Genomic DNA, 24,932 nt, shown 5'->3' on the forward strand with positions numbered 1-24,932 from the left:
TTTCGCAGGCCCGAGCAGGGCAGCGTAGTCGGAGGACACCGTGATCAGGGCAGACCTGGGGAACGAAAAACTAAAACTGAACAGATCGAGAGCCGAGCACGCAGCGGCCAGCCTGCTGGCGTGGCTCGACAGGATCAAGCCACGTAGTCTCCCGAACGCGAAGGCGTTGGCCGCGCGCAGGACCGGCGACGTATCGGCGCAGGCCACGCAAGCCATTGCACAAAGCCTGCACAGCGTCCTCGAAGTCGTGCCCGCGGCGGCGCTGGTGATCGACGAAGCGGGCAGCATTGCCTGGGCGAATGGCATGGCTACGCGGGTACTCGGCTACGCCTTGGGCGAATTGATCGGCATGCGTATCGAGGCCGTGCTCGTGGCCTGGCGAAAGGATGAGCGCCCTGTATCGTTCGCCGCGTTGAAGACCGAGCAAGGCCGGCCGCATAGCGTGACGCGTGTGGCCATCGCGCGGGCGAAGAACGGCGCCGATATCGACGTGCATGTGAGCGCTTCGGCGTCGCTCGCCGCTGGCCCCGCGGCGCGCATGGTGGTCGTCATCGAACCGGAAAGTCACGACACGACGCCCGCGGAGCCCAGCAACGAACCACGCCGGCTGCGTCGCGAACGGGCGTCCGAAGTGGGCGACATGGCCGCCGCGCTCGCGCACGAAGTCGACCAGCCGCTCACGGCCATTCTCAGCAACGCGCAGGCGGCGCAGCGGTTTCTCGCCCAGAGCCCGCCGGCCATGAGCGACCTGCGGGAATTGCTGGGCGAGGTTGTGTCCGATAGCACGCGTGCACACGCGATCATCCGCAAGATGCGCCAGTCCGCGCGCTGCGAGCCGCCCGAACTGTGCCCGGTCGATGTCGGCAGCCTGGTGCGCGACGTGGTTCGGCTGCTGCGCCGCGAGACGGAAACCTGTGGCGCGGCAGTTGGGGCGCGAATCGAAGACGGCCTGCCGCAAGTCCACGGCGATGCGGTTCAACTGCAGCAGGTGCTCGTCAATCTGCTATTGAACGCGCTCGATGCGGTGCACGACTGCCGCGCGGAAGATCGCCGGGTGTGCATCGCCGTCACGGCTAGCGAGGATCGCGGCAAGGTGCGCCTCGCCATCCGCGATCACGGGCCGGGTGTCGATGCCGACCGGCTCGTCACGCTGTTCAAGCCGTTCATGACGTCCAAGCCGCAAGGGCTGGGCCTTGGCCTCTCCATCAGCCGCACCATCGTCATGGCGCACGGCGGCCAGCTATGGGCCGAGCGCAACGCCGATAGCGGCCTGACATTTCATATCGAACTTCCCGCGGAGGGCGCGTGCGCACAGACGAATACGCGTTTTTCACCATGAACTCGCCAACTTCCATCGTGTTCGTCGTGGACGACGACGAGCACGTTCGCAACGCACTATGCCGTTTGCTGCGATCCGGCGGCTACACGGCAGAGGGCTACGGCAGCGCCAGCGCCTTCCTGGACGGCGCGGCTCTGACGAGCGCGCCGGCGTGCCTGCTGCTCGATCTCCAGTTGCCAGACTTGAGCGGCATCGAATTGCAGCAGCGGCTCGAAGGCAGGGTGCCAATCGTGTTCGTTTCGGCTCACGGCGACATGAATACGGCGGTGCAGGCGATGAAGGCCGGCGCATCGGATTTCCTGACGAAGCCGATCGACGCGCGGGTGCTATTCGAAGCCACGTCGCGCGCGCTCGAGCGCGCCTGCCATCTGTTCGAACAACGCGAGCAGCGCGCGGAGATCCAGCGTCGAGTGGAAAAGCTCACGCCGCGCGAGCGCGAGGTCATGGCGCTCGTGGTGACTGGCCGGCCCAACAAGCTCGTGGCCGACGAGTTGGGCGCGGCGGAGAAAACGATCAAGATTCACCGGGCGCGCGTCATGGAAAAGATGAAAGCGAACTCGCTTGCCGATCTGGTGCGCCTCATGACCACGTTCGATTCCGACGCTCCTGAGCTGCATCCGCTTCCGCATACGGGCTGAGAGGCTGAGGCGTTAAGGGGCAGGGCACGCGCGCCGCAGTCCCGTCACTTCAAATGGCTATTGCGCCAGTCGCGCGGCGTCATGCCAAAGCGCGTGCTGAACCAGTTCGTGAACGAGCCCTGTTGCGCATAGCCAAGCAAGTCGGAAACCCGCCCGATGGGATAGCGCGGGTTGCTCATATAGCGCACGGCGAGTTCACCCCGCACTTCTTCCACGAGCCGCGTGAAGCTCGTATTGGCCACCCCGAGCTGGCGCTGCATGGTGCGCACGCTCAGGCGCAGATGCTCGGCCACCCCCTCGACGCTCGCCTGTTCGAGCGGCAGCAGCAGGTAGATAGCCTTGCGTACCTCGAGTGCGGTGGAATCGATGCCCGTCACGTTGAGCGATTCGGCGAGGCTCTCCGCGTAGCGCACCAGTTCCGGGTCGGCGGCGGGGTTCGGGTAGTCGAGATCGGCGGCCGTACACACGAAGCCGTTGAAGTCGCTGCCGAATTCCAGCGGACAGCCGAAAAAGCGCCGGTGAAACGTGAGGCTGGGCGGCGCCCGGTGAACGAAGTGCACCGCGCGCGGTTTCCAGTGGTCGCCCAGCAGCGCGCTGGAGTGACGCGCGAGCACGCCCACCGCGAGCTCGATGGCCTGGTACGTCGGGGTGCCCGGATCGACGACCAGTTCCTCGCGGATCGTGACGGTTGCGCCCGTGTCTTCGACGTACACCGCGAGCGCTTCGTTGAGCAGATGCCGGTATTCGGCAGTGGCGAGCAGCACCTCGCGCAGGGTGCGCTTGTGAGCAAGCAGAATGTTGACCACGCCGGTGCCGAACTTATGGCGGGTCTCGGCCATTTGCAGCGCGAAGGTCGGGCACGCGGCCTTTTCCGCCGAACGCTCCAGCAACCGGCACGCGGCGGCGGCGGGAATGCGGTGGTCGGGGTTTGCGAGCGCCGCGGTGTCCACGCCCGCCTCGTGGGCAAGCTCGACCGGGTTCAGTCCCACGCGCTTTGCCACGTCGAAATAGCCGCTCAGCGAGACCGCGCTCAGTGTTGTTTCCATTGTCGTGTCACCTCCTTGCCGCGCCCTCGTTGCGCCTCGTCAGCCCCGAATACATGGGCTTGCGCTTATATCGGTGTTAACGCCTGGTGGCGCGAAAAACTAAAACGATGGCGCGCGATCAGAAAAGTGTAACGCAGGATTGCCGTATCGTGCATCTCAACGGACAGCCAGGTTCCAAGCGGCATTTCAGGCTCCTCGCCACGTTGCCAAACGTTGAAATACCGTCCCCCATAATGGAGAACACGATGCAATTCCTCGACGATTCGCTGCACCCCGAGAACCAGGACAAGGTGGTGATCACCACCGCGCCGTATGGCCCGGAATGGATGCCCGAAGACTTTCCGGAAGACATTCCGGTGACGATGGAAGAACAGATCCAGAAGGCCGTGGACTGCTACAACGCGGGCGCAACGGTGCTGCACCTGCACGTGCGCGAACTCGACGGCAAGGGCTCCAAGCGCCTCTCGAAGTTCAATGAGCTGATCGCAGGCGTGCGCGCCGCGGTGCCGGACATGATCATTCAGGTGGGTGGTTCGATCTCGTTCGCGCCGGAAGACGAAGGCGAAGCCGCGAAGTGGCTCTCGGACGACACGCGTCACATGCTGGCCGACCTCGAGCCGAAGCCGGATCAGGTGACCGTGGCGATCAACACCACGCAGATGAACATCATGGAGCTGCTTTACCCGGAATACCTGGCTGGCACCTCGCTCTCCAACCCGGCGTTCATGGCCGCGTATAGCGAAATGACGGTCCCCGCCGGTCCGGCGTGGGTCGAGGAGCATCTGCGTCGCCTGCAGGCTTCGGGCATTCAGCCGCACTTCCAGCTCACAGGCATCCACGCGCTCGAAACGCTCGACCGCCTCGTGCGCAAGGGCGTGTACAAGGGCCCGCTGAACCTCACATGGATCGGCATTGGCGGCGGCTTCGACGGCCCGAACCCGTTCAACTTCTTCAACTTCGTGCATCGCGCGCCCGATGGCTGCACGATCACGGCGGAATCGCTGCTCAAGAACGTGCTGCCGTTCAACATGATGGCGCTGTCCATGGGCCTGCACCCGCGCTGCGGCATTGAAGACACGATCATCGACCAGCACGGCAAGCGCTTCACGTCCGTGCAGCAGATCGAGCAGTGCGTGCGCGTGGCGCGCGAACTGGGCCGCGAGATTGCCACGGGCACGGAAGCGCGCGAGATCTACAAGATTGGCGTGCAGTACGAGACGATCGACGAAACGCTGGCGGCCAACGGCATGGCGCCGAACCGCGTGGCCGGCGTGAAGAACATGCCGCTGCGCGCGGCGTAATGGCTGCGGGGCCCGGCGCGCATGTGTGCGAGCGCGGGCCTCGAAACGGGTGTCTGGCGCTTGCCCGGTACCTGCTGGACACTGAGAGAACAACGGAACCCGCCGGAGAGCGGGATACCCAGGAGACAACCCATGCTTACGCATGCCGAGCCCAACGCGGGCGAATTGACGAAGACCGGGACGAACGTGCGCGCGTATGCGTGGGTTGTGTTTGCCTTGACGGTCGGGCTGCTGCTTTCGGACTACATGTCACGGCAGGTCCTGAATGCGGTTTTTCCGCTGCTCAAGACCACATGGAATCTCTCGGATACGCGGCTCGGCTCGCTGAGCAGCGTGGTCGCGCTGATGGTGGGCGTGCTCACGTTTCCGCTGTCGGTGCTCGCCGACCGCTGGGGCCGCGTGAAGAGCATTGTCCTGATGGCGGCGCTGTGGAGCATTGCCACGCTTGGCTGCGCGCTCTCGACGAACTACGGCGAAATGCTGCTCGCACGCGCCTTCGTCGGCATCGGCGAAGCCGCTTATGGCAGCGTGGGTATTGCCGTTGTCCTGAGTATTTTTCCGGTGCGGCTGCGCTCCACGATTACGGGCGCGTTCATGGCGGGCGGTGCGTTCGGCTCGGTGCTGGGCATGGCGCTGGGCGGTGCGGTGGCGGCGCAGCTCGGCTGGCGCGCGGCATTCGGCGCGATGGCGGCCATGGGGATCGTGCTGGTCGTGATCTATCGCATCGTCGTCACGGAAGAGCGCATTGCCACGCTGCAGCCGGCAAGCGGGAGCCGCGAGGCGAATGGCCTCGGCATGCGCATGAGCCTGCGCACGTTGCTCAAGGGCCTGTTTTCCACGCGCTCCGTGGTGTGTGCGTATGTCGGCAGCGGCGTGCATCTGCTCGTGCCGGCGGCCGTGTGGAGCTGGCTGCCGAGCTTTTTGAACCGCTACTACGGCATGGCCACGGGCAAAGCGGCCGGAACCGCCGCGCTGTTCGTGCTGGTGACGGGTGTTGGCATGGTGGTGTGCGGCAACCTCGCGGACCGCTTCAGCAAGGATAACGGCGCGCGGAAATGGAGCATCGCCATCGCGTACTGCCTGATCTGCTTCGCTTTGCTCACGGTCGGCTTGCGCATGCCGACGGGCCCGGCGCAGCTGGTTCTGATCGGCGCGGCCATGTTCTTCTGCGCAGGCGCGGCGGGCCCCTCGGGCGCGATGGTGGCGAACCTCACGCCGCCTTCGATCCACGCCTCGGCGTTCGCCACGCTGACGCTGGCGAACAACCTGCTCGGTCTTGCGCCTGCCGCGGTGCTCACCGGCATCGCCGCCGACCATATCGGCCTGCTTGGCGCGCTGCAGCTCGTACCGTTCGCGCCGCTCGTAGCGGCAGCTGTTTTCCTGATCGGCAAGCGCAACTACGCCGTCGATCTGGATCGTGTGAACGCACTGCGCGAAGAAGCCGGTGGCCGCGCACAACGATGAATTTGAACAGGCAGTTTGAGTCAGCTTGACTGAGTCTCAGTCAATGCGTTTGAGTAAAGGATAGGAGATTGAACATGGCGAAAGCAGTGCGCTTCCACGAAACCGGCGGTCCCGAAGTCTTGCGCTACGAGAGCGTCGAAGTGGGCGACCCCGGCCCCGGACAGGTCCGCCTGCGCCATGAGGCAGTCGGCCTGAATTTCGCGGATACCTACTTCCGCTCCGGCCTGTACCCCGTTCCGCTGCCTGCTGGCATGGGTGTGGAAGCCGCGGGCGTGGTCGAGGACGTGGGCCCCGAAGTGAGCAACGTCGCGGTGGGCGACCGCGTGACCTACACCGGTTTCATCAACACGCTCGGCGCGTACAGCACCGAACGCCTGATTCCGGCGGCCCCGCTCATCAAGCTGCCCGACGCGATTACGTGCGAAACGGCGGCTGGCATGACCATGCGAGGCCTCACTTCTTCGTACCTCATGCGCCGCATTCACGATTTCAAGGCCGGCGACACGATCCTGCTGCATGCAGCGGCAGGCGGTGTCGGTCTGATCGTCTCGCAGTGGGCGAAGCTGCTGGGCCTCACGGTGATCGGCACGGTGTCGAACGAGGCGAAGGGCGAAGTGGCGCACGCGCATGGTTGCGACCACATCATTTACTACGGCCGCGAAGATGTCGCGAAGCGCGTGCGCGAACTGACGAACGGCGTGGGCGTGAACGTGGTGTTCGACAGCGTGGGCAAGGATACCTTCGAGGCGTCGCTCGACTCGCTCAAGCGCCGCGGCCTGATGGTTTGCGTCGGCACGGCTTCCGGTCCGATTCCGCCGTTCAATCCGCAGATTCTCGCGATGAAAGGCTCGCTCTATCTCACGCGCCCGGCGCTGGCGGACTATATCGCCGACCCCGCGGAGAAGAACGCGCTTGCCGGCGAGCTTTTCGGGCATGTCGCCGCAGGCCGCATCAAGATCGAACTGAACCAGCGTTACGCGCTGGAAGACGCGGTGCAGGCGCATCGCGACCTCGAAGCACGCAAGACGACGGGGTCGTCGGTCTTCGTCATCTGAGGAGCGCAGCATGAAAGTCGAACAACTGACTTATGCCATCGGCGCGGAACTGACCGGCGTGAATCTCGCCGATGCCGTTCACGACGACGGGCTCTTTGCCGAGATTCGCGCGGCGCTGCTCAAGCACCGCGTCCTGTTCCTGCGCGATCAGAACATCACGCGCACCGAACACGTGGCGTTTGCGCGCCGCTTCGGCGAGCTGGAGGACCATCCGGTTGCGGGCAGCGACCCTGACCATCCGGGCCTCGTGCGCATCTACAAGAACCCGGACCAGCCCAACGACCGCTACGAAAACGCGTGGCACGCGGACGCCACCTGGCGCGAGGCGCCGCAGTTCGGCGCGGTGCTGCGCTGCGTGGAGTGCCCGCCCGTGGGCGGCGACACGATGTGGGCGAACATGGTGCTCGCCTACGAGAAGCTGCCGGAACACGTGAAGGCGACGATCGCCGGGCTGTATGCGCGTCACAGCATCGAGGCGAGCTTTGGCGCGGCCATGCCGATCGAGAAACGCCATGCCTTGAAGGCGCAGTTTCCCGATGCGGAACACCCGGTGGTGCGCACGCATCCTGAGACCGGCGAAAAAGTGCTGTTCGTGAGCGCGTTCGCGACGCACTTCACGAACTATCACACGCCCGAGCGCGTGCGCTTTGGGCAGGACGCCAATCCGGGCGCGGGCGACCTGCTGCGCTATCTCGTGAGCCAGGCCTATATTCCGGAGTACCAGGTGCGCTGGCGCTGGAAGCCGAACAGCATCGCGATCTGGGACAACCGCAGCACCCAGCACTATGCGGTGATGGACTACCCGCCGTGCCACCGCAAGATGGAACGCGCCGGCATTGTCGGCGACAAGCCGTACTGAAGCGCGCTGGAGACCATAACAAATGACGCTGAAGACCACACCGACCATCCTGATGGTTCCGGGGTTGCGCGACCACGTGGCGGAGCACTGGCAAACGCTGCTGCAGCAAAAGCTGCCCAACGCGGCTTCGGTGCCGCCGCTCGAGCACGACAAGCTCAGCTGCGCAGCGCGCGTGGCCGCGCTCGACGCGGCGCTCGCGAAGATTGACGGTCCCGTCATTCTCGTGGCGCATAGCGCGGGCGTGATGATCACGGTGCATTGGGCGCAGCAGCACAGCCGCAAGATTCACGGCGCGTTGCTCGCCGCGCCGGCCGACCTCGAAACGCCGCTCCCGCCGGGTTACCCGGCATTCGATGCACTAGTCGAGCACGGCTGGAACCCGATTCCGCGCAAGCCGCTGCCGTTCCCGAGCATCGTGGGCGCGAGCCGCAACGATCCGCTCGCGCGCTTCGAGCGCGTGGAAGTCATGGCGAAAGACTGGGGCAGCAGCCTCGTCGACCTGGGCGAAGTCGGTCATCTGAATCCCGCGGCGGGTTTTGGCGAATGGCCCATGGCGGAGATGTTGATTCATGAACTTGTCTGATCAAAAGTGGGCGGCGCAGGCGAGTCGCGACGCAGGTGAACCGGCTGTGCTGACGATCGAAGCCTTCTTCGATTTCATCTGCCCGTGGTGCCTGATCGGCAAGCGCAATCTGGACGCAGCGGTCGCGCGTTTCGCGAGTTCGCGGCCCGACGTGCGCGTGCGCGTGCAGTGGCGCTCGCACCAACTGCTGCCGTGGACGCCGCTCGAAGGCTTGCCGTATCAGGCGTTCTACCGCGACCGCCTGGGCAGCGCCGAAGCGCTAGCCGCACGGCGTGCGCAAGTGCAGCGCGCGGGGCGCGACGCGGGTGTCGAGTTCGCATTCGAACGCATCGAGGTGATGCCGAACACCGCGGCCGCACACGACCTCGTCACGTTTGCCGCTAGCCGCGGCACGCGCGAACAGAGTGCGGCGCTGATCGACCGCGTGTTCAAGGCCTACTTCATGGAAGGCCAGAACATCGGCGATTACGCGGTGCTCGAGCGTCTGGGTCTTGAGTGCGGCCTCGAACGCGAGAACCTGGCGGCGCACTTTGCCGCATCAGAACGCCTCGCGGACCCGACAGGTCAGCGCGTTCCCTACGCCGACCCGCAGGTGAACGGCGTGCCGTATTTCGTGTTCAACACGGGTTATTCGCTCTCGGGCGTGTATTCGCCGGTGGCGATGGCCGGCACGATGGCGCTGGCGCTCGCACACTGAGGCGAGCTGAAGGAAGTCGAGGGGGAGCGGGAATGACACGTGAAGTACCGGTCGGCATGGCCGACGAACTTGCGCCGGGCCAGCGTAAGCTGGTTTTCGTCGATGGCCGCAGCATCGTTCTGTTCAATATCGAAGGACAGATGCACGCGATCGACAATTCGTGCCCGCACAACGGCGCCTCGCTCGCGAGCGGCGCGCTCGAAGGATGCATGTTGCGCTGCCCGGCGCATGGACTGCGCTTCGACGTGCGCAGCGGCTGTATGCCGGGCGCGGGCGGACTGAAACTCACGACGTTTCCTGTGCGGACCGCGGAAGGAAAGCTGCTGGTGAATGTTATGGAAGCGTCGGCTTCCAGCCAGACATAGCCGCGCGGCAGGGCAGTTCAACAACCGCACACGAACAACGTTTACTTAGGATCGCAAACCATGCAAGGTCTGATGATGGAGCAACCGCTCCTGGTTGCTTCACTGCTCAAGCATGCAGAACGCCATCACGGCGCGCGGGAAATCGTCTCGCGCCGCGTGGAAGGCGACATTCACCGCTACCGCTATCAGGATCTCGCGCAGCGCGCGCGCCGCATGGCGAATGCGCTGTCGAGCCTCGTCATCGCGCCGGGCGAGCGCGTGGGGACGCTGGCATGGAATGGCTACCGGCACATGGAGCTGTACTTCGCGGTATCGGGTTCGGGCGCCGTGCTGCATACGCTGAATCCCCGGCTCCACGCCGATCAGCTCGTGTACATCATCGAGCATGCGCAGGACCGCGTGATCTTCTTCGATCTCACGTTCCTGCCGCTCATCGAAAGCGTCGCGGAGCGCGTGACGTGCCCGAGATTTTTCGTCGCCATGACCGATCGCGCGCATATGCCGCGCCACCATAGCCTTGGATCGAGACTCCTCTGCTATGAGGACCTGGTCGACAATCACAAGGACGATTTCGAATGGCCGCTGCTCGATGAAAACAGCGCCTCGTCGCTCTGCTATACGTCGGGTACGACTGGCAATCCGAAAGGCGTCCTCTATAGCCACCGCTCGACGCTGCTGCACACCTACGCGGCGGCGCTGCCCGATGCGCTGAACTGCTCGGCGCGCGACGCGATCCTGCCGGTGGTGCCGATGTTCCATGTGAATGCGTGGGGCCTGCCGTACATCGCCTGTATGACCGGTGCGAAGCTCGTGTTTCCGGGCCCGGCGCTGGATGGCGAGTCGCTGTATCAACTGATCGAGGCAGAGCAGGTCACGCTTTCGGCTGGCGTGCCGACTGTCTGGCAAGGCCTGCTTTCGCACGTCGAATCGGTAGCGGGTTCGTTCTCCTCCATGCGCCGCTCGGTCATCGGTGGCGCGCCCTGCCCGAGCGCGATGACCCAGGCGTTCCAGAAGCGCCATCGCGTCGACGTGCTGCACGCGTGGGGCATGACGGAGCTGAGCCCGGTTGGCACGGTTTGCAGCTTCAAGGCGCATCAGACCGAGCTGGCGGAAGATGAGCGCTACGCGCTGCAGGCGAAGCAGGGACGCTCGGTGTTCGGCATCGACATGAAGATCGTCGACGTTGCGGGCAGGGAACTGCCGTGGGACGGCAATGCTGCCGGCGACCTGCAGGTGCGCGGCCACTGGGTCGCGAGCGAATACTTCGGCGGCGACTACGCTTCGCCGCTGCAGGACGGCTGGTTCCCGACCGGCGACGTGGCGAAGATCGATGCCGACGGCTTCATGCAGATCGTGGATCGCAGCAAGGACGTCATCAAGTCGGGCGGCGAATGGATCAGTTCCGCCGACATTGAAAACGTCGCGAGCCTGCACCCCGAAGTCGCGACGGCAGTGTGCATTGCGGCGCGCCACCCGAAGTGGGACGAGCGGCCGCTCTTGTTGATCGTGAAGAAGGCGGGCAGCGCGCTCGAAGCCGACGACCTGCTCACGTTCTTCGACGGCCGCGTGGCGAAGTGGTGGAAGCCCGATGCCGTGCTGTTCGTCGATGCCGTGCCGATCGGTGCAACGGGCAAGGTGCTCAAGAACCTGCTGCGCGACCAATACGGCGGTCACTACTTGCAAGCTGGTTAAGGCCCCTGGTCACAGGGTTTCATTCAGGCAATACCCTTCAGGTAGTACCCATCAGGCAACAACAAAAGGTGCCGGGACCACCCGGCGACCACACACACGGAGAGAGGCAATGAAATTGAAGTTCGGCAGCGTGGCAGCACTGGTCCTGTTCGCCAGCGCGGCGCATGCGCAATCGTCGGTCACGCTTTATGGCGTGGTTGATACCGGTGTGCTGTACCAGAGCACTTCGGCGGCAAGCTTTTCGGGGACCGCCAAGAATCTGGGGAGCGTCTGGCAACTTAAGGACGGCGGCATCTTTTCGAGCATCTGGGGTTTGAAGGGGACCGAGGACATCGGCGGCGGCTACAAGATCAACTTCAAGCTGCAAGGGTCGTTCACGTCGAATAACGGCAAGCCGGGCCTGTCCGATACGCCGGGCGTGACTGCGCTGTTCAACCAGATCACGACCATCGGCGGATCGGGTTGGTTCGGGACGATCGACGCGGGCCGGCAGATCATCCCGATGATCTACGCGATGGCGGACACCGATGTACGCGGCGCCCAGTACTTCGGCAGTATTCTCACCGCATGGCTGGGCCTCAATCAGGCGGCCGGCTGGCCGGGCACGAGCACGAACGCGCCGATCGGCGCGCTTTATGACAGCAACGCGATCGTCTATAACTCGCCGAAATTCTATGGTGCTTCGCTCGCGCTGGAGTACGCGCCGGGTGGCGTGCCGGGGCAGTTCCAGGGCGGCACGCGCGAGTCGGCCGTGCTCAAGTACTCGAACTACGGCCTGAACCTGGCCGGGGTCTACTACAGCGGGCACGACACCAACCCGTACGCGGGCACCTATCCGACGACGCCGGCCGCACCGGCGACAGGCCGCAACAACAACAATTTCTACTACGTCGGCGCGATGTACACGATCAGCGGATTCTCGATATCCGGCTCGTTCAGTTCGTCCAACGCGTCCAGCTTGTTCACCAAAGCGACCTATAACTTCGAAATGATCTCGGCCGGCCTGGGTTACCAGTTCAGCCCGGTCTTCAAGGTCACTTCGGGCTACTACTATTTGAAGGACCGCAACAACTCGGCGAACCACTCGAGCGAAGTCGCCGTGGGCGCCGAATACAACCTCTCGAAGGCGACCAAGGCTTATGCTCAGGTCGGCTACGTCAGCAACAAGGGGACCATGAACCAGACGATCATCTACGGTGCGCCGGTCGCGCCGGGCCAATCGACGACGGCGGCGATGGTGGGTATTCGTCACGCGTTCTGATCCTCATAAACTCAAGAAGAAGCGGAGCAATTTATGAAGAAGACCACGGTAGCTGGATTGGCGATCGCGACGCTCGTCGCGGCGGCTTCCATGAGTGCGTGGGCGCAGGGAGACGCGAGCACGCCTGGGGGGGCGCAGGCGGCGTCGGCGACGGCGGCCCCCACGGCGGTTCCCACGGAAAGGCAGGCGAATCGCGCCATGCGCCGCAAAGTGTATGCGGCCATCGGCAAGGACAAGTCAATCGACGCGGGCAACATCAGCGTGCGCGCCAAAGGTGGCGCGATTACGCTGAACGGGACCGTTTCGGACACCGCGCAGATCGCCAGGGTCGAGGAGATCGCGAAGGGCGTTCCCGGCGTGACGTCGGTGACCAACAAGCTGACAGTCAAGAAGTCTTTCGGCGGCATGTGAGCCGCCACAAGAGGCGCGGAGTGCGGTGAGGTCGGTAGTCCCCCCGGTCGCGCCGGGCTTCGCCCAGCAGCACGGAGGTGGATTCCAGTCGACCTCTTGCTGTTACTCCGGATTGCTAATAACAGTCCGGAGCGTCGATCGGGCTCGTGTGCAGGCGCGAGTCTGGAGGCGTGAGTTCGACGTTAGAGTCGGAGCGTTTTATCGCCGTTTCGCGGGTGCGGAACGGCGATTTTTTTATGCAGACACCGCCCGCACCACCATCACCACTCCTACCGCAATCGCAGTTGCCCCAATCCCGCGAGCGACTCTTCCGCCGCCCGGCACCCACCTCTCCGCAGCGATAGCCGCAGCGACCAAAGCCATCGCAGGCCGATCCATCACACCTGCTGCAAGCAGTGCCGCCATCAAATTCCCGCAGCAGTACAGGCAATGCCGACCGAGCCTCAAGCCGTGTCGCAGCGCCGCTTGCACATCGAGCCGCGCATGCCCGCACGACGGCAAGTTCCCGCAGCACGCAAGCCACCGCGCTTTCCACGCAGAGAACTGCAACGCGCCCGCGATCACGACGACGACACCCGCCACGGCTGGCGCGGTATGCGCCAATGCTGGCGTCTCGACGGCTAGCGCGGTAAGTTGCGCCCCCGCCGCGAACACGAGCACCCCAACAACGAGCCACACAAAGAAATAGCCCGCCCCGGCCATCACGGTCATCCCACCCGCGCGTGCCGCGCGTCCATCGCCAACCGCCTCGAAATACCGCCACAAAGCCGGCGCGACCGCAGGCGACATCATCGCCACCATCATCACGTTCCACATGCCGGCAAACGATACGGCGGCGTCGAACCAGGTGCGTCCACACATGGGTGTCCAAAGCGCGGAAATCGTCCAGCCACCAGGCATTGGCGTGCCGCCCATCGCGTGCATCGAAGCGCACCAGACAAACGTTCCAACCGCGCTCGCTGCAAAGACCAGCGACGAAACGCCGAAGAAAATCGCACGCGACGCACCGCTGTGCCGCCGTACCGTCACGCCGATACTATCCATGATGCGCCTCAGCTTTGGGCGTACTCATCATGCCGGTGCCACCAGATTCCGGCCTCGTTGCGTCCTTTCGGCGCGCGGTCGAGCCACTGGTACATGCCCCACACGCCATCCAGGCCGCGCGCATAGGTCGAGTACGTGTGATAGACCACGCCGTCCTCGAGCACGAATGCGCTGAGACCCGGACGGTCGCGCGTATAGGTCGCCGCGTCGGTGCCGCAGCTCGCCGCGAACTCGGCAACAGGCGCGGGCGGCGGATTCATGTCCATGGCGTGGCCGCTGCGCGCGTAGTTGTATTCGATGTCGCCCGCACGCTGCTGCGCCGTGGTGAACGACACGTTGAAATCGAAGTTGAAGTCGTTGCCGCTCGACGAGGCCCACGGAAAATCCCATCCCATACGCTTGCGGTAGCCGAGCAGCTTCGCGAGCGGCGCGCGCGACACTGCCATGAGCCGCACGTCGTGATTCGCGAGATGCACGGCGATGCCATCGAAACCATCCGCAATCGAGGAACACGACGGACAGCCCGCCGCGTAGTCCGGCCCGAACATGAAGTGATAAACCAGCAACTGCGCGCGCCCCTTGAAGAGATCGGCGAGTGTGGCGCCGCCATCTTCGGTTTCGAAGCGATACGTCTTGTCCACCCTCACCCACGGTAACGCCTGACGCTGCTGCGCCAGTGCGTCGCCGCGCCGCGTGTGCTCCTTTTCGGCCGCGAGCAGTTCGATGCGCGCCGCAAGCCAGTCTTCGCGTGTTCCTGTGGTATGAGTTGCCATTGCCTGGTCCTCCTATGGATTCACTCTGGTCGCGGCGTGCTGTGCGTACCGCCGCGTCGTTCGATCGATGATTCGTTTGATCGCCGTGGTAGATTAGGTCCGGACCCAGGAGGAGGGGGAGTGACAAGTGTGGCGGGATTCACATGACCATGGATTCGCTGATCACGGCTGCGGCGCGCGCGCTCGCGGCCGGTGATCCGCTTGGCGCGCTGAACCGGGTCGCGTTGCGCGACGATGCGCCCGCGCTCGCGCTGCGCGGCATCGCCATGGCGCAGCTCGGCGACTTCGCGCGCGCAAAAGCCCTGCTGCGCAGTGCGGCGCGCGGCTTCGGCTCGCGCGAGGCAGTGGCTCGCGCGCGCTGCGTCGTCGCCGAGGCCGAAATCGCGCTCGCCTCACGCGATCTCGGCTGGCCGACCGATACGCTCGCTGCGGCGCGGCAAACGCTCGAAGCCCATGGCGACCGCCTCAACGCCGCGCACGCGCGCTACCTGGAAATTCGCCGTTTGCTGCTCATCGGCCGGCTCGACGAGGCCGGGGGCATGCTTGCCGAAGCCGATCCCGCGCCGTTGCCGCCCGCATTGCGCGCGGCGCATGAGCTGATCGCCGCCGGCATTGCCATGCGGCGCATTCAAACGCAGGTGGCGCGGCACTCGCTTTCCGAGGCCGCACGCGCCGCGCGCGCGGCGGGCATCGCGGCGCTGAGCGCCGAGATCGAGAGCGCCGCGCGGCTGTTGACCTCGCCGGCTGCGCGGCTCATCACGCGCGGCGAAGAGCAAGTGCTGCTGCTGGAGGATGTCGAGGCGCTGTTCGCCTCAAAGGCGCTCGTCGTGGACGCGTGCCGCTACGTCGCGCGCGAGGGCCTGACGGTCATCGAGCTTGCACGGCGCCCCGTGCTGTTCGTGCTCGCCCGCGCGCTGGCGGAGGCGTGGCCCGCCGACGTGCCGCGCGATGCGCTCATCGCCCGCGCCTTTCGCACCCGGCACGCCGACGAAACGCACCGAGCGCGCCTGCGCGTGGAAATCGGCCGTTTGCGTACCCTGTTGCGCGACGTGGCCGATATCCGCGCGACCCAGCAGGGCTTTGCGCTGGTGCCGCGCAACGCGAGCGAAGTGGTGGTGCTGGCGCGGCCTGTGGAAGAAAAGCACGCTGCCGTGCTGGCTTTTCTCGCCGATGGCGAATCGTGGTCGAGCTCGGCGCTGGCGCTCGCGCTCGGCGCGAGCCAGCGCACCGTGCAGCGCGCGCTCGATTCGCTCGCCGCGGCGGACAAGGTGCAGTGGTTCGGCTACGGACGCGCGCGCCGCTGGACCACGCCGCCCGTCCCCGGATTCGCGACGACCTTGTTACTCCCCGCGCCGCTGCCAGGCGATTAGGATGAACGCCTGTGCCGCCATCCAAGGAGGAAATCATGAAACGTTCGACCGCCGAAATCGTCCGCGAGTACGGCCCTTTTCCCGGCATCGAGAAGGTGGGCGGGGTCTCGTACGACGGCAAGCAGGTGTGGTTCGCCGTGGGCGAGCGCATTGCGTCGCTCGATCCTGAGAGCGGCCAGACGCAGCGTTCGATCGACATTGCGGCGCACGCGGGCACGGCCTTCGACGGGCGGCATCTGTTTCAGATCGCCGAGGACCGCATCCACAAGATCGACCCCGAAACGGGCCGCGTGCTCGCCACGATTCCCGCGCCCGGAGGCGGCGGCGACTCGGGACTCGCGTGGGCGGACGGCACGCTCTGGGTCGGGGTGTATCGCGAGCGCAAGATCCATCAGGTCGATCCGCAGACGGGTGCGATTTTGCGCACGCTCGAATCGAGCCGCTTCGTCACGGGCGTGACGTGGGTGGACGGCGAGCTGTGGCACGGCACCTGGGAAGGCGACGAGAGCGATTTGCGGCGTATCGATCCAGGCACGGGCGAAGTGCTGGAACAGCTCGACATGCCGCCCGGCACCGCCGTTTCGGGGCTGGAGTCCGATGGCGGCGAGCAGTTTTTCTGTGGCGGCGGCAACAGCGGGAAGATTCGCGCCGTGCGGCGGCCGAAGCGCGAGGGCTAGGCGAGCGGGCGGGCGAGAAGCTCGAGCGCACCCGCTCGCACGCAACGCTCAGAACGTATAGGTGACCTTGCCAAACGCCGTGCGCCCCAGTGTGTTGTACCCGTAGGCCGTCACGTACTGCCGGTTGAACACGTTCGCAAGCGTGGCCGAAAGCGCGAGATGCGCGTTGACCTGGTACGACGCGCGCAGGCTCACCGTCGTCCACGAAGGCAGGTAGATCGTGTTGAGCTGGTCGTCGAACGTCGAGCCGTTATACAGCAGCGAAACGCCGGTACTGAGCGCGTGGAGCTGGAACTCGTCCCACGTGTGATCCACGCTCAGGCTCACGGTCTGGCGCGGGCGGCGATTGAGCCAGGTCTGGTCGGTCACGTCCTGCGGATTCAGAATCCCCACCGTGAGGCTCACCGGCGTGTATTTGCCGAGCGTGCCCTTGTACGAGAGGTCGAGACCCTGAATGTGCGCGCGGCCCACGTTCACGGGCAGGAAGGTTTGTGAGTTGTACGTGATGAGATCGTGCACGCGCGTGTCGTACACGGCTGCCGTGAACGTGCCGATCGAAGTGGTGGCATCGAACGCGGCTTCGACCGAGTCGCTGCGCTCGGGCAGCAGGTTGGGGTTCGAGTAGCCCGGATAGTAAAGGTCGTTGAACGTAGGCAGGCGGAACGCATTGCCGTACGAAACGCGCGCAGTGTAGACCGGCGTGATCGCCCACGAGAGCGCGACGTTGCCCGTGTTCACCGATTGCCCCTGCACGATCTCGTGCCGCCCCGCCAGAAACAGCGTGACGGGTCCGAGCGTGGTGGACTGATGCATCGACACGGCCGAATCGTTGCGCGCGGGCAAACCGCCCGGCACATCCACGGGCAGGAACGCCAGCTCGCGCGAGTAGTCGTAGGCGAGCTTGGTCTCGCCGTCGAGCGGCATGCCGAAGAGCGTGTGGCCCCTTTCCTGGTGCGTGATCGACGTGGAGGTGGCAAAGCGCGTCGAGTCGATCTCGTCGGTCGGGATCGTCGGGTCGTTCGAATAGATGAACTGGCGGTCCGTCGCGTAGCCCACGGACTGGTCGAACTGCGTGGTCGGCGCGATGTCGAGGTGGAACGCGAGGCCGGTCGTGAGCTGGTTGTCGCGCTGGCGGTCGTTGCCTCCCGCGTTGTCGTACGAGAGATCGGAGCGGTGGTAGAGCGCGAAGGTCGAGATCGACCAGTTGTCGTGCGCGTAGCCGAGGCGCGCGTCCAGGTTCTGCGCGTGGTAGGGGTTGCGGCCGTCTTCGTGACCGTAAGCCCACGGTTGCGTCGCGTCGATGCCCGCAGTGTTGTAGTCGTGCAGGCCCAGCGAGTAGGTGAGGCCGCTCAGTGCGGAAAGCGGTCCTGTAGCGCCGACCGTCCCCGAGGTGCGCACCTGCGTGTCGAAGGTCTTGTTCGAGCCGCCGCCGAACGAGACGGTGGTCTGGTTCGGCTGGTTCGACGCATGGCGCGTGAAGAGCTGGACGACACCGCCCATGGCATCCGCGCCGAACGAGGCGGCCGCGGGGCCCGAGATCACCTCGACGCGATCGAACGAGGCGGTCGCAAGATCGGCCCATTCGGCCGTGCCCGTGGTGACGGAGCCCACGCGTATGCCGTCGATGAACACGGCCACCTGGTCAGCCGACGACCCGCGGATGCTCACCCCCGTATAGGATCCCGGGCCACCGGTCTGCGAGACGGTGACGCCCGGCAGCGTGGCGAGCGCTTGGGCGATGCTGGGGTCGACAGGGGAGACGCGGTCGAGGTCTTCGCGTGTGAGCACCTGGGTGGTTGCGTAGCGCTGGTCGAACGATTGCGGCAGATGCTGCGTGTCGCCCACGACGAGGATATTGGGCAGCGTGGTGTCGTCGCCGGCTTGCTGCTGCGCCTGGGTGGGCGATGCATTGGCGGCATGCGCGGTTTGCCACGCACAGGCGAGCGCGGCGGAGGTCAAAACGAATTGGCGAAACTTCATGATGCGGTGGCTGGAAACAGCTCCTGAAATACGGGCTGTCCGTGCAACGGGCGACCGGCGCGTGGGCGGTGCTTGCGCATTGGGGATCCCCGCCCGCTGCGGCTGCTGGACTCGGCTGATGGCAGGTCTCCTGGCTCGCGGGTCGACATCCGTTGCCGGCCTTCCCGGTTTCCCAGTGGCCCTCTCTGGCATGGACTCGCCGCTTACAGTTGCGGGGGCAGCCGCAGTCTTGCACTGCGTTCCCTTTTGATCCCGTCGCCGGGAACCATCAGCGCGCAAGGGTAATGGCCGCGCCTTCGTTGCGTCAACCTTTGACGGGCGTCATGTGGCGAAAACACCCGGTTTGGCCACTCCCGTGACTTACGTTATCCTTGCAGCTGTTTTTTGCGCGTAAGCGCTGCACGAGCGAAACGTAGCAGGGAAGCCGGCGGGAATCCGGCACGGTCGCGCCACTGTGACTGGCTGTCAGCCAATCGAGCCAGAAGTCAGACCTCGCTACGTTCTTTTCACGACTCATTCCTGGGCGCGTAACCCAAGGAGCCGTCAATGCACACCCTCATACGTTAGAAGAGCGGGCCAATCCGGCCGCCAACACCGGTCCCCATGCGGCGAAAGACCGCTCGCGGGCCGATGCGTTCGCTGTTCAATGGCGCGCTGGACAACGACGAACTAGCGACGAACTAGCGACGAACTAACGACGACGTCGGGGCGCCTCGCCGCATCGAGCGAGGGCTGACGGCGCTCGTCCATGCTTTCCCGACAAACATAAACAAGAAGACTCATGAGCAAGAACATTCTGGCCGTTCTCGGTGCGACGGCTTTGGCATTGACAGGCGCTGGCGCCTCGGCGCAGCAGGTCACTTTGTACGGTGAGATGGACACTAGCGTCGACTATGTCAGCGACGTTGGCGGCCGCACCCAATATCGCGCAGGATCGGGCCTCATCGACGGCAGTTTCTGGGGCCTGCAGGGCACCGAGGATCTCGGCGGCGGCAACGCCGCGATCTTTCGCCTCGAGCGCGGCTTCTCGGTCACTTCCGGCGAGGCCTTCAACGACCATCCGTTCTATGTTGGTTTGCAATCGGAACGACTTGGCACGATCACGCTAGGCCGCCAGTACGACACGATGCACGACTACTTCGCCCCGTTCACGCTCACAGGCGGCGCGGGCGGCACGGCATTCGCGCATCCGTTCGACAACGACAACGCCAACAATTCGTGGCTCGCCTCGAACGCCGTGAAGGTTGCGAGCGCAACGTACGGTGGTTTCAGCGCCGGCGCGATGTACGCGTTTTCGAACGCGGCGGGGCGCTTCGCGCAGAACCGCGCCTATGGCTTCGGCGCCCATTACGAAGGCGGCCCGTTCAGCGCTGGCGTGGCGTGGATGCACATCGACGGACGCGGCACCTCTTCGGTGGGTGCGTACGATACGTCGGTGCTGCCGGGTGCGGGCCTCGTGCCGACCGAAGTCGCGGTACAGCGCGAAGACACCATTGGCGCGGGCATGAGCTACGTGCTCGGCGACGTGACGCTCGGCGCGGCCTGGTCACGTTCCATTCATACCGGTGTGAGCGAGGCCGACGGCGGCGCGCCGCTGCCGTCGATCGCCTTCAGCAACTACGAAGTGAATGCGCTTTGGCAGGTGACGCCCGCGTTATCGTTGGCGGGCATGTATGCATACACAGGCGCGACCTCCGCGCATTGGCATCAAGGCGCGCTGCAGGCCGACTATCAACTGTCGAAACGCACGGATGTTTATACCGAGGCGATCTATCAGCGCGCGTCGTCCGGTGCGCTCGCGATGATCAATACCTGCGACCCATCGGGCGGCCGCAACCAGGTGCTGGTGGCGGCGGGCGTGCGGCATCGCTTCTGACGCACACTCGAAGCGGCCCCGAACCCTTGCGATTCGAGGCCGCTTTGCTGCGTGTCTACATCATGAAGCCGAAAGCTTTACAGCAACGCCGGTCGAAGAATAAACGGGCGCGGCCTTGAAGCCGTCCACCGTGACCGTTGCGAATTTCACCGATGCGCCGCTGCCGTCGATCACGTCGATCGTGTCGCCGGCTTTCGGCGTATAGCCGTTCACGAACTTCACATGCAGCGTGCCGCCCACCACCGTGAGCTGGCCGCCCACGCGCAGGCGTCCGCCGCCGTTGCCGTCGATGTCGAGTTCGAGCGTCGCACTGTCGAGCTGCGTGTACTTGCCCGCCACCGTCAACGGCGCGCTCGTCGCCACGGTCACGCTGCCACCGGACCCAACGTACACGTCGCCGTTGCCGAAGGCCGTGATTGACGCTGCGGCGAGCACGCCGCCGCTCACCTGCGAGCCGCCCGTGTAACTGTTATTGCCCGCGAGCGCGAGCGTGCCGCTGCCCTGCAGCGTGAGCTTGCCCGAGCCGGCGATGTCGTTGCGCCAGGTGTCGGCGGCGTTGAAGCCGCCCTGGGTCGCGTCCATCGCGACGATCACGTTGCCGTTGAATGCGCCATAACCATCTGCAGCACCAAACATGTTCAGACGGCCCCAGCCTTCGGCGTCGTCCATGACCGGATAGCCCGAGACAATTTCCGTCGTCTTCAGCACGACGCGGCGCTGGGCGGCGCTCAGGTACGGGAAGCGCGTTTCGAGCAGCACCTCGGCGCCCTTGGGCACGACCGGCGGCGCTTCGGTGGATTCGATCTGGCTGAAACCGAACATCATGCGGCGCGCGAATTCCGACTTGTTGGTCGCATAGTCGGCAAAGCGGTCGGTCGCGGTCGTCGCCGAATGCGCGAAGGCCGGGAAGGTCGTGGCGCTCGTGCCGGTGGCCTGTTCGAGCGCGCTGTGCGCCTGCGCGTAGGCCGCGCTCTTGAGCGTGGCGTTCGCGGGGTCGTAGAGATTCGCGGCGGTGGCGGCCAGCGCGAACATGCGGCCGCCGATCACGTCGAGCGGCGAATGCATGCCCGCGAGAATACGGTTTTCGCCGAGTTCGAGGCCGCGGCTCGCCATTTCCTGGTAACGCTCCGGCACGAGCCAGGCCATGGTCATCGCGTCGCGCATGGCTTCGGCTTCGTGGCCGCTGATGAAGCCGCCATCCGTCGAAGGCGTCGTGCTGATGGCCGGCACGAGTGTGGGATCGACCACGACGCTCGTGCTCCAGCGGAACGGTCGCGCGTATTTGTAGAAGCGTTTGGCGGGTTCGGTGGAAGCGTTGTTGCCCATCGTGTTGAGCAGGTCGACCACCTTGCCGAAAGTCGCGTTGCTCGTGCTGCCTACGCCGACGTTGTTGCCCGCGTCGTTGTAGAGCGTCGTGGTCGCGTCCGCGGGAATCGACGTGATGCTCGTGGTTTGCTGGGCAGCCGAGCGCCAGGCGGCGGTGAGCGGCCCCATGCCGTCGGTCACGCTGTAGCCCTTGCCGCGGCGGTCGTCGTAGTAGGCAGCGTCGGCCTGCGCCTGGGTGCGCTGGGTCGTCGCGGTCACAACGTACTGGATGTTCGCGTTCAGCACGGTGCTGTTGAGGATCGTGCCATTGGGAGTGCCGTCGGTGGGGACGCCCGTCCACGTCGACTGCACGACCGCGGGGAACGTGCCGTTGGCGGGCGCGGAAACGCCTGCGTCCACGAGCAGCGTGAGCGGCTGCCAGAGATCGAGAAAGCGCGCCACCACGCGCACGCCCGCATTGGTCGCGAGCGTGGCGTAACGCGCGTCGCCGCGCTGGTTGGTCGCGATGTTGTCGACGAAAGCCGGTACGTCGGGAATCGGCGCGTTGTCCACGAAGCCGGGGTCGGTGGGCGGCGCGGGAATGGCGGCAGTGGTGGCGGGATCGCTATTGCCGCCTCCGCAGGCGGTCAGCGCGACAATGCTGGTAAGCACTGCCAGGTAGAGTGGCAGCGGAATTCGGTGGCGTGATGCGGGCATGCTGAGGGCTCCGTCGTCGTGGTTGATGCTGTGTGGTTATTACTGACTGACGGCGGCGAATTATGCTTACCCTCGATTACTCCCTAATTACTAATTTATTACGTGACTGCTAAACGGTAATGGAAATGCAGTGCAGGTGAAATATTATGCGTCGTTCATTTGCTGCCGCGCCTCGAGATAGCCGACCCGCACGGGCGGCACGAACCATGCGAGACACAGGCCGGCGAACGCGGCCACAGCAGCGACGATGAGGCCCATGTGGATCGAATCCACGAGCGCGCTGCGCGCCGAGTTCATCATCGCGTCGCCGGCATGGCCGGCGCTCACGAGGCGATTGATGAGCGCGGCCTGGTCGGCGCGGTCCACGAGCAGTTCGGGACTCGCAAACGACCTGAACCACTGCGTCGCCTGATACGAGTCGAGCGAGCGATTGACGCCCATGGTGTAAAGGTGCCCGAGCAGCGCGCCTGTCATCGCCGTGCCCAGCATGCCGCCGAATGTGCGCAGCGATTGCAGCATCGCTGTGGCGGCGCCGAGATGGTCGCGCGAGACGATCTGCTGCGAGCAGACCGTGAGGCTCGTGCCCACGAGGCCCAGGCCCAGGCCGCTCGCGCCCATGCACGCCATCCACACGAGATGCGGCTCGTTGCCTCGCAGCACGACCACCGCGAGGCTCGCGAAAGCGGACAACGCGAAGCCGACGTAGAGGATCGCGTTGGCGCGCCGGATGCGCGTGACCACGCGATTGTTCACGAAGCTGCCGACCGTCGTGCCGAGCAGGAGCGGCGTGATCAGCATGCCCGAGGAGCGTGGCGACATAGCATAGCCGCCCTGGAACAGCAGCGGCACATAGAAAACGAGCGAGAACAACGCAAACCCGCCGAGCACCGACATCGCAAAGAGCGGACCGAGCTTGCGGTCGAGCAGCATGTCCACGGGGATGATCGGATAGCCCATGCGCTTTTCCCAGAAGAAAAGCGTCAACGAAAAGACCAGCACGATCACCGCGAGCAAGATGGTCGAAGTTGTCCACCCTTGCCTCGGCAAGAGTTCGATGGCGAGCTGCAGCGCGCCGAACGTGACAGCGACGACGCAAGCGCCGAGCCAGTCGAGACGCAGCCGCGCGCCTTCGCGGGCATGATGCAGATGCGGCAGGAAAGCGTGCACGAAGAAGAGCGCCACCAGACCCACCGGCACGTTGACGAAGAACACGAGGCGCCAGCTTCCGTGCTGGGTCAGCATGCCACCGAGCGTCGGCCCGACCATGTTCGCAAGGCCAAACGCCGAGGTGACGAACACCAGCCAACGCAGGCGTAGCCTCGGATCGGGGAACAGGTCGGCGACGGTCGCGAACACCGTCCCCATCATGATCCCTCCGCCGATGCCCTGCAGGCCGCGCGCGAGCACGAGAAACAGCATGTTGGTCGCCATCCCGCAGAGCACGGAAGCGACGGTGAAGACAAGGATGGCTGCCAGCATGAAGGGCTTGCGGCCGAACAGATCGCCCAGACGCCCGAAGATCGGAATCGTGATGACCGACGCAAGCATGTAGGCCGTCGCGACCCATGCATAGAGCTCGAAGCCCTTGAGCTCCGCGACGATGCGCGGCAATGCGGTGCCAACGATGGTCTGGTCGAGCGCGATCAGCATCGAAACCGACGCGACGCCCAGCATCGCCAATACCGACTCGCGAAAGGGCAACAGTTGCCGTCCTTGACCGTGAAACCCAATGCTCGTGGCCATGTAGCGCTCCTCACCGCTGCGACGCGGCTAATCTGCTATGCGGCGCCCGGCAAAAGATCAATCACTCGGGCCCGCGCGTGCGACCTTCATGCGTTGTGCAATGATGGTACGCCCGCATACGCGAATGTCACGGAACGAACGCGCCATCGAGGAAGTTATTCCACCCGGTCCGCGCCAGGCCCGGGAGTCGGGAAGCGTTTGCCAACGTTTCGTGGCTCGTCAATCTGCAATTCGAATTTGGTCTGAATGGAGTAAATCGGCTAGTGCGTTGTTTGCCTTCACGTCGAATGTGATTCGATTGATACGGAGGGGACGTCATGAACGCTGCAATTCGGCTCGTTTTGCGAGCAACGGTGAGCGGTGCGGCCGTGCTTTCTCTGGCCGGTCTATGCGCCACGCCGTCGAGTGACGCGGGATCGTCTCGCAACAGTGAAGAAGGCTCGTTTCTTTCGGAAAACGACGCGGCCATGACGAAGATGATGGCCGGGATGGCGGCCAGGCCCACGGGCGACGTCGACCGCGATTTCGTCGCAACGATGATTCCCCATCATCAGGGCGCGATCGACATGGCCATGGCGGAACTGCGGCATGGACACAACGAACAGCTACGCAGGATCGCTCAGGAGATCGTGGTCGAGCAACAGCAGGAGATCGTTGCCATGCGCCTCGCGGTGCATGACTCGATCGCTGCGCCGGCGCCGATGTCCCACTGACCCACTCGCATCAAGACGCAGGA

Annotated in this window: 22 protein-coding genes and 2 riboswitches; of the genes, 16 read left to right on the forward strand and 6 right to left on the reverse strand. The window is 64.9% G+C overall.

What is annotated here, in order from left to right; translation table 11 throughout:
- The first annotated feature begins 40 nt into the window (after window positions 1-40).
- Together M3I54_RS08170 and M3I54_RS08175 are read left to right on the forward strand one after the other, a co-directional pair.
- Window positions 41-1,339 carry a PAS domain-containing sensor histidine kinase gene (locus tag M3I54_RS08170; RefSeq protein WP_254334588.1) on the forward strand — a complete coding sequence of 433 codons (1,299 nt, stop codon included), beginning with the start codon at window positions 41-43 and terminating at the stop codon, window positions 1,337-1,339.
- Window positions 1,336-1,977: a response regulator transcription factor gene (locus M3I54_RS08175; protein ID WP_254334591.1), complete on the forward strand. Its 642-nt coding sequence runs from the start codon at window positions 1,336-1,338 to the stop codon at window positions 1,975-1,977. The genes M3I54_RS08170 and M3I54_RS08175 overlap by 4 nt, the downstream gene beginning before the upstream one ends.
- Before the next feature lie 44 nt (window positions 1,978-2,021).
- On the opposite strand, the gene M3I54_RS08180 is transcribed toward M3I54_RS08175, so the two are convergent.
- Window positions 2,022-3,023 carry an AraC family transcriptional regulator gene (locus M3I54_RS08180; protein WP_254334593.1) on the reverse strand — a complete coding sequence of 334 codons (1,002 nt, stop codon included), beginning with the start codon at window positions 3,021-3,023 and terminating at the stop codon, window positions 2,022-2,024.
- 245 nt (window positions 3,024-3,268) lie between these two features.
- Between M3I54_RS08180 and M3I54_RS08185 the strand changes: the two genes are divergently transcribed.
- The 10 genes from M3I54_RS08185 (at window position 3,269) to M3I54_RS08230 (ending at window position 12,711) form a co-directional block, all read left to right on the forward strand.
- Window positions 3,269-4,324 carry a 3-keto-5-aminohexanoate cleavage protein gene (locus M3I54_RS08185; protein ID WP_254334596.1) on the forward strand — a complete coding sequence of 352 codons (1,056 nt, stop codon included), beginning with the start codon at window positions 3,269-3,271 and terminating at the stop codon, window positions 4,322-4,324.
- Window positions 4,325-4,456: 132 nt separating this feature from the next.
- Window positions 4,457-5,788 carry an MFS transporter gene (locus tag M3I54_RS08190; RefSeq protein WP_254334598.1) on the forward strand — a complete coding sequence of 444 codons (1,332 nt, stop codon included), beginning with the start codon at window positions 4,457-4,459 and terminating at the stop codon, window positions 5,786-5,788.
- A 74-nt stretch (window positions 5,789-5,862) separates the two neighbouring features.
- Window positions 5,863-6,843 carry a quinone oxidoreductase gene (locus M3I54_RS08195; protein WP_254334599.1) on the forward strand — a complete coding sequence of 327 codons (981 nt, stop codon included), beginning with the start codon at window positions 5,863-5,865 and terminating at the stop codon, window positions 6,841-6,843.
- Window positions 6,844-6,853: 10 nt separating this feature from the next.
- Window positions 6,854-7,702 (forward strand): TauD/TfdA family dioxygenase, encoded by an 849-nt coding sequence (locus M3I54_RS08200; RefSeq protein WP_254334602.1) that lies wholly within the window; start codon window positions 6,854-6,856, stop codon window positions 7,700-7,702.
- Window positions 7,703-7,724: 22 nt separating this feature from the next.
- Window positions 7,725-8,285, forward strand: coding sequence for an alpha/beta hydrolase (locus M3I54_RS08205; RefSeq protein WP_254334604.1), 561 nt, complete (start codon window positions 7,725-7,727; stop codon window positions 8,283-8,285).
- Window positions 8,272-8,982, forward strand: coding sequence for a DsbA family oxidoreductase (locus tag M3I54_RS08210; protein ID WP_254334606.1), 711 nt, complete (start codon window positions 8,272-8,274; stop codon window positions 8,980-8,982). The genes M3I54_RS08205 and M3I54_RS08210 overlap by 14 nt, the downstream gene beginning before the upstream one ends.
- Before the next feature lie 32 nt (window positions 8,983-9,014).
- Window positions 9,015-9,347, forward strand: coding sequence for a Rieske 2Fe-2S domain-containing protein (locus M3I54_RS08215; protein ID WP_254334608.1), 333 nt, complete (start codon window positions 9,015-9,017; stop codon window positions 9,345-9,347).
- 60 nt (window positions 9,348-9,407) lie between these two features.
- Window positions 9,408-11,039, forward strand: coding sequence for a 3-(methylthio)propionyl-CoA ligase (locus M3I54_RS08220; protein WP_254334610.1), 1,632 nt, complete (start codon window positions 9,408-9,410; stop codon window positions 11,037-11,039).
- A 109-nt stretch (window positions 11,040-11,148) separates the two neighbouring features.
- Window positions 11,149-12,300, forward strand: a complete 1,152-nt coding sequence (locus M3I54_RS08225) for a porin (RefSeq protein ID WP_254334612.1) — start codon at window positions 11,149-11,151, stop codon at window positions 12,298-12,300.
- A 33-nt stretch (window positions 12,301-12,333) separates the two neighbouring features.
- Window positions 12,334-12,711: a BON domain-containing protein gene (locus tag M3I54_RS08230; protein WP_254334614.1), complete on the forward strand. Its 378-nt coding sequence runs from the start codon at window positions 12,334-12,336 to the stop codon at window positions 12,709-12,711.
- A gap of 234 nt (window positions 12,712-12,945) precedes the next feature.
- Here the strand turns inward: M3I54_RS08230 and M3I54_RS08235 are convergent, their stop codons facing one another.
- Together M3I54_RS08235 and M3I54_RS08240 are read right to left on the reverse strand one after the other, a co-directional pair.
- Window positions 12,946-13,755, reverse strand: coding sequence for a DUF2182 domain-containing protein (locus M3I54_RS08235; protein ID WP_254334616.1), 810 nt, complete (start codon window positions 13,753-13,755; stop codon window positions 12,946-12,948).
- 8 nt (window positions 13,756-13,763) lie between these two features.
- Window positions 13,764-14,528 carry a DUF899 domain-containing protein gene (locus tag M3I54_RS08240; RefSeq protein ID WP_254334618.1) on the reverse strand — a complete coding sequence of 255 codons (765 nt, stop codon included), beginning with the start codon at window positions 14,526-14,528 and terminating at the stop codon, window positions 13,764-13,766.
- Between the two features lie 149 nt (window positions 14,529-14,677).
- Here M3I54_RS08240 and M3I54_RS08245 point away from each other — a divergent pair, with 149 nt between their 5' ends.
- Together M3I54_RS08245 and M3I54_RS08250 are read left to right on the forward strand one after the other, a co-directional pair.
- Window positions 14,678-15,898 carry a helix-turn-helix domain-containing protein gene (locus tag M3I54_RS08245; RefSeq protein WP_254334620.1) on the forward strand — a complete coding sequence of 407 codons (1,221 nt, stop codon included), beginning with the start codon at window positions 14,678-14,680 and terminating at the stop codon, window positions 15,896-15,898.
- Between the two features lie 35 nt (window positions 15,899-15,933).
- On the forward strand, window positions 15,934-16,575 hold the full coding sequence (locus M3I54_RS08250) for a PQQ-binding-like beta-propeller repeat protein (protein WP_254334622.1): 642 nt from the start codon (window positions 15,934-15,936) through the stop codon (window positions 16,573-16,575).
- 48 nt (window positions 16,576-16,623) lie between these two features.
- On the opposite strand, the gene M3I54_RS08255 is transcribed toward M3I54_RS08250, so the two are convergent.
- Window positions 16,624-18,555, reverse strand: coding sequence for a TonB-dependent receptor domain-containing protein (locus M3I54_RS08255; protein WP_254334624.1), 1,932 nt, complete (start codon window positions 18,553-18,555; stop codon window positions 16,624-16,626).
- A 102-nt stretch (window positions 18,556-18,657) separates the two neighbouring features.
- Window positions 18,658-18,840, reverse strand: a riboswitch (cobalamin riboswitch).
- A 73-nt stretch (window positions 18,841-18,913) separates the two neighbouring features.
- A riboswitch (cobalamin riboswitch) is annotated at window positions 18,914-19,069 on the forward strand.
- A 267-nt stretch (window positions 19,070-19,336) separates the two neighbouring features.
- Here M3I54_RS08255 and M3I54_RS08260 point away from each other — a divergent pair.
- Window positions 19,337-20,431, forward strand: a complete 1,095-nt coding sequence (locus tag M3I54_RS08260; protein ID WP_254334626.1) for a porin — start codon at window positions 19,337-19,339, stop codon at window positions 20,429-20,431.
- A gap of 60 nt (window positions 20,432-20,491) precedes the next feature.
- Here the strand turns inward: M3I54_RS08260 and M3I54_RS08265 are convergent, their stop codons facing one another.
- Window positions 20,492-22,453 (reverse strand): phosphatase PAP2 family protein, encoded by a 1,962-nt coding sequence (locus M3I54_RS08265; RefSeq protein WP_254334628.1) that lies wholly within the window; start codon window positions 22,451-22,453, stop codon window positions 20,492-20,494.
- Window positions 22,454-22,597: 144 nt separating this feature from the next.
- The gene (locus tag M3I54_RS08270) at window positions 22,598-24,196 is read right to left on the reverse strand and encodes an MFS transporter (protein WP_254334630.1); all 1,599 of its coding nucleotides are present in this window, start codon (window positions 24,194-24,196) and stop codon (window positions 22,598-22,600) included.
- Between the two features lie 317 nt (window positions 24,197-24,513).
- On the opposite strand from M3I54_RS08270, the gene M3I54_RS08275 reads away from it, so the two are divergent.
- Entirely contained in the window at window positions 24,514-24,909 is a 396-nt protein-coding gene (locus M3I54_RS08275) for a DUF305 domain-containing protein (RefSeq protein ID WP_254334631.1), read from the forward strand.
- The last annotated feature ends 23 nt before the right edge of the window (window positions 24,910-24,932 follow it).

It is taken from the genome of Paraburkholderia sp. CNPSo 3274, assembly GCF_024206475.1.
Lineage (GTDB): Bacteria > Pseudomonadota > Gammaproteobacteria > Burkholderiales > Burkholderiaceae > Paraburkholderia.

Excerpts from the sequence above, each read along its gene's own strand:
- M3I54_RS08175 (WP_254334591.1), top strand. The coding sequence starts at position 1,336 with ATGAACTCGCCAACTTCCATCGTGTTCGTCGTGGACGACGACGAGCAC.
- M3I54_RS08180 (WP_254334593.1), bottom strand. The coding sequence starts at position 3,023 with ATGGAAACAACACTGAGCGCGGTCTCGCTGAGCGGCTATTTCGACGTG.
- M3I54_RS08185 (WP_254334596.1), top strand. The coding sequence starts at position 3,269 with ATGCAATTCCTCGACGATTCGCTGCACCCCGAGAACCAGGACAAGGTG.
- M3I54_RS08190 (WP_254334598.1), top strand. The coding sequence starts at position 4,457 with ATGCTTACGCATGCCGAGCCCAACGCGGGCGAATTGACGAAGACCGGG.
- M3I54_RS08195 (WP_254334599.1), top strand. The coding sequence starts at position 5,863 with ATGGCGAAAGCAGTGCGCTTCCACGAAACCGGCGGTCCCGAAGTCTTG.
- M3I54_RS08200 (WP_254334602.1), top strand. The coding sequence starts at position 6,854 with ATGAAAGTCGAACAACTGACTTATGCCATCGGCGCGGAACTGACCGGC.
- M3I54_RS08205 (WP_254334604.1), top strand. The coding sequence starts at position 7,725 with ATGACGCTGAAGACCACACCGACCATCCTGATGGTTCCGGGGTTGCGC.
- M3I54_RS08210 (WP_254334606.1), top strand. The coding sequence starts at position 8,272 with ATGAACTTGTCTGATCAAAAGTGGGCGGCGCAGGCGAGTCGCGACGCA.
- M3I54_RS08215 (WP_254334608.1), top strand. The coding sequence starts at position 9,015 with ATGACACGTGAAGTACCGGTCGGCATGGCCGACGAACTTGCGCCGGGC.
- M3I54_RS08220 (WP_254334610.1), top strand. The coding sequence starts at position 9,408 with ATGCAAGGTCTGATGATGGAGCAACCGCTCCTGGTTGCTTCACTGCTC.
- M3I54_RS08225 (WP_254334612.1), top strand. The coding sequence starts at position 11,149 with ATGAAATTGAAGTTCGGCAGCGTGGCAGCACTGGTCCTGTTCGCCAGC.
- M3I54_RS08230 (WP_254334614.1), top strand. The coding sequence starts at position 12,334 with ATGAAGAAGACCACGGTAGCTGGATTGGCGATCGCGACGCTCGTCGCG.
- M3I54_RS08235 (WP_254334616.1), bottom strand. The coding sequence starts at position 13,755 with ATGGATAGTATCGGCGTGACGGTACGGCGGCACAGCGGTGCGTCGCGT.
- M3I54_RS08240 (WP_254334618.1), bottom strand. The coding sequence starts at position 14,528 with ATGGCAACTCATACCACAGGAACACGCGAAGACTGGCTTGCGGCGCGC.
- M3I54_RS08245 (WP_254334620.1), top strand. The coding sequence starts at position 14,678 with ATGGATTCGCTGATCACGGCTGCGGCGCGCGCGCTCGCGGCCGGTGAT.
- M3I54_RS08250 (WP_254334622.1), top strand. The coding sequence starts at position 15,934 with ATGAAACGTTCGACCGCCGAAATCGTCCGCGAGTACGGCCCTTTTCCC.
- M3I54_RS08255 (WP_254334624.1), bottom strand. The coding sequence starts at position 18,555 with ATGAAGTTTCGCCAATTCGTTTTGACCTCCGCCGCGCTCGCCTGTGCG.
- M3I54_RS08260 (WP_254334626.1), top strand. The coding sequence starts at position 19,337 with ATGAGCAAGAACATTCTGGCCGTTCTCGGTGCGACGGCTTTGGCATTG.
- M3I54_RS08265 (WP_254334628.1), bottom strand. The coding sequence starts at position 22,453 with ATGCCCGCATCACGCCACCGAATTCCGCTGCCACTCTACCTGGCAGTG.
- M3I54_RS08270 (WP_254334630.1), bottom strand. The coding sequence starts at position 24,196 with ATGGCCACGAGCATTGGGTTTCACGGTCAAGGACGGCAACTGTTGCCC.
- M3I54_RS08275 (WP_254334631.1), top strand. The coding sequence starts at position 24,514 with ATGAACGCTGCAATTCGGCTCGTTTTGCGAGCAACGGTGAGCGGTGCG.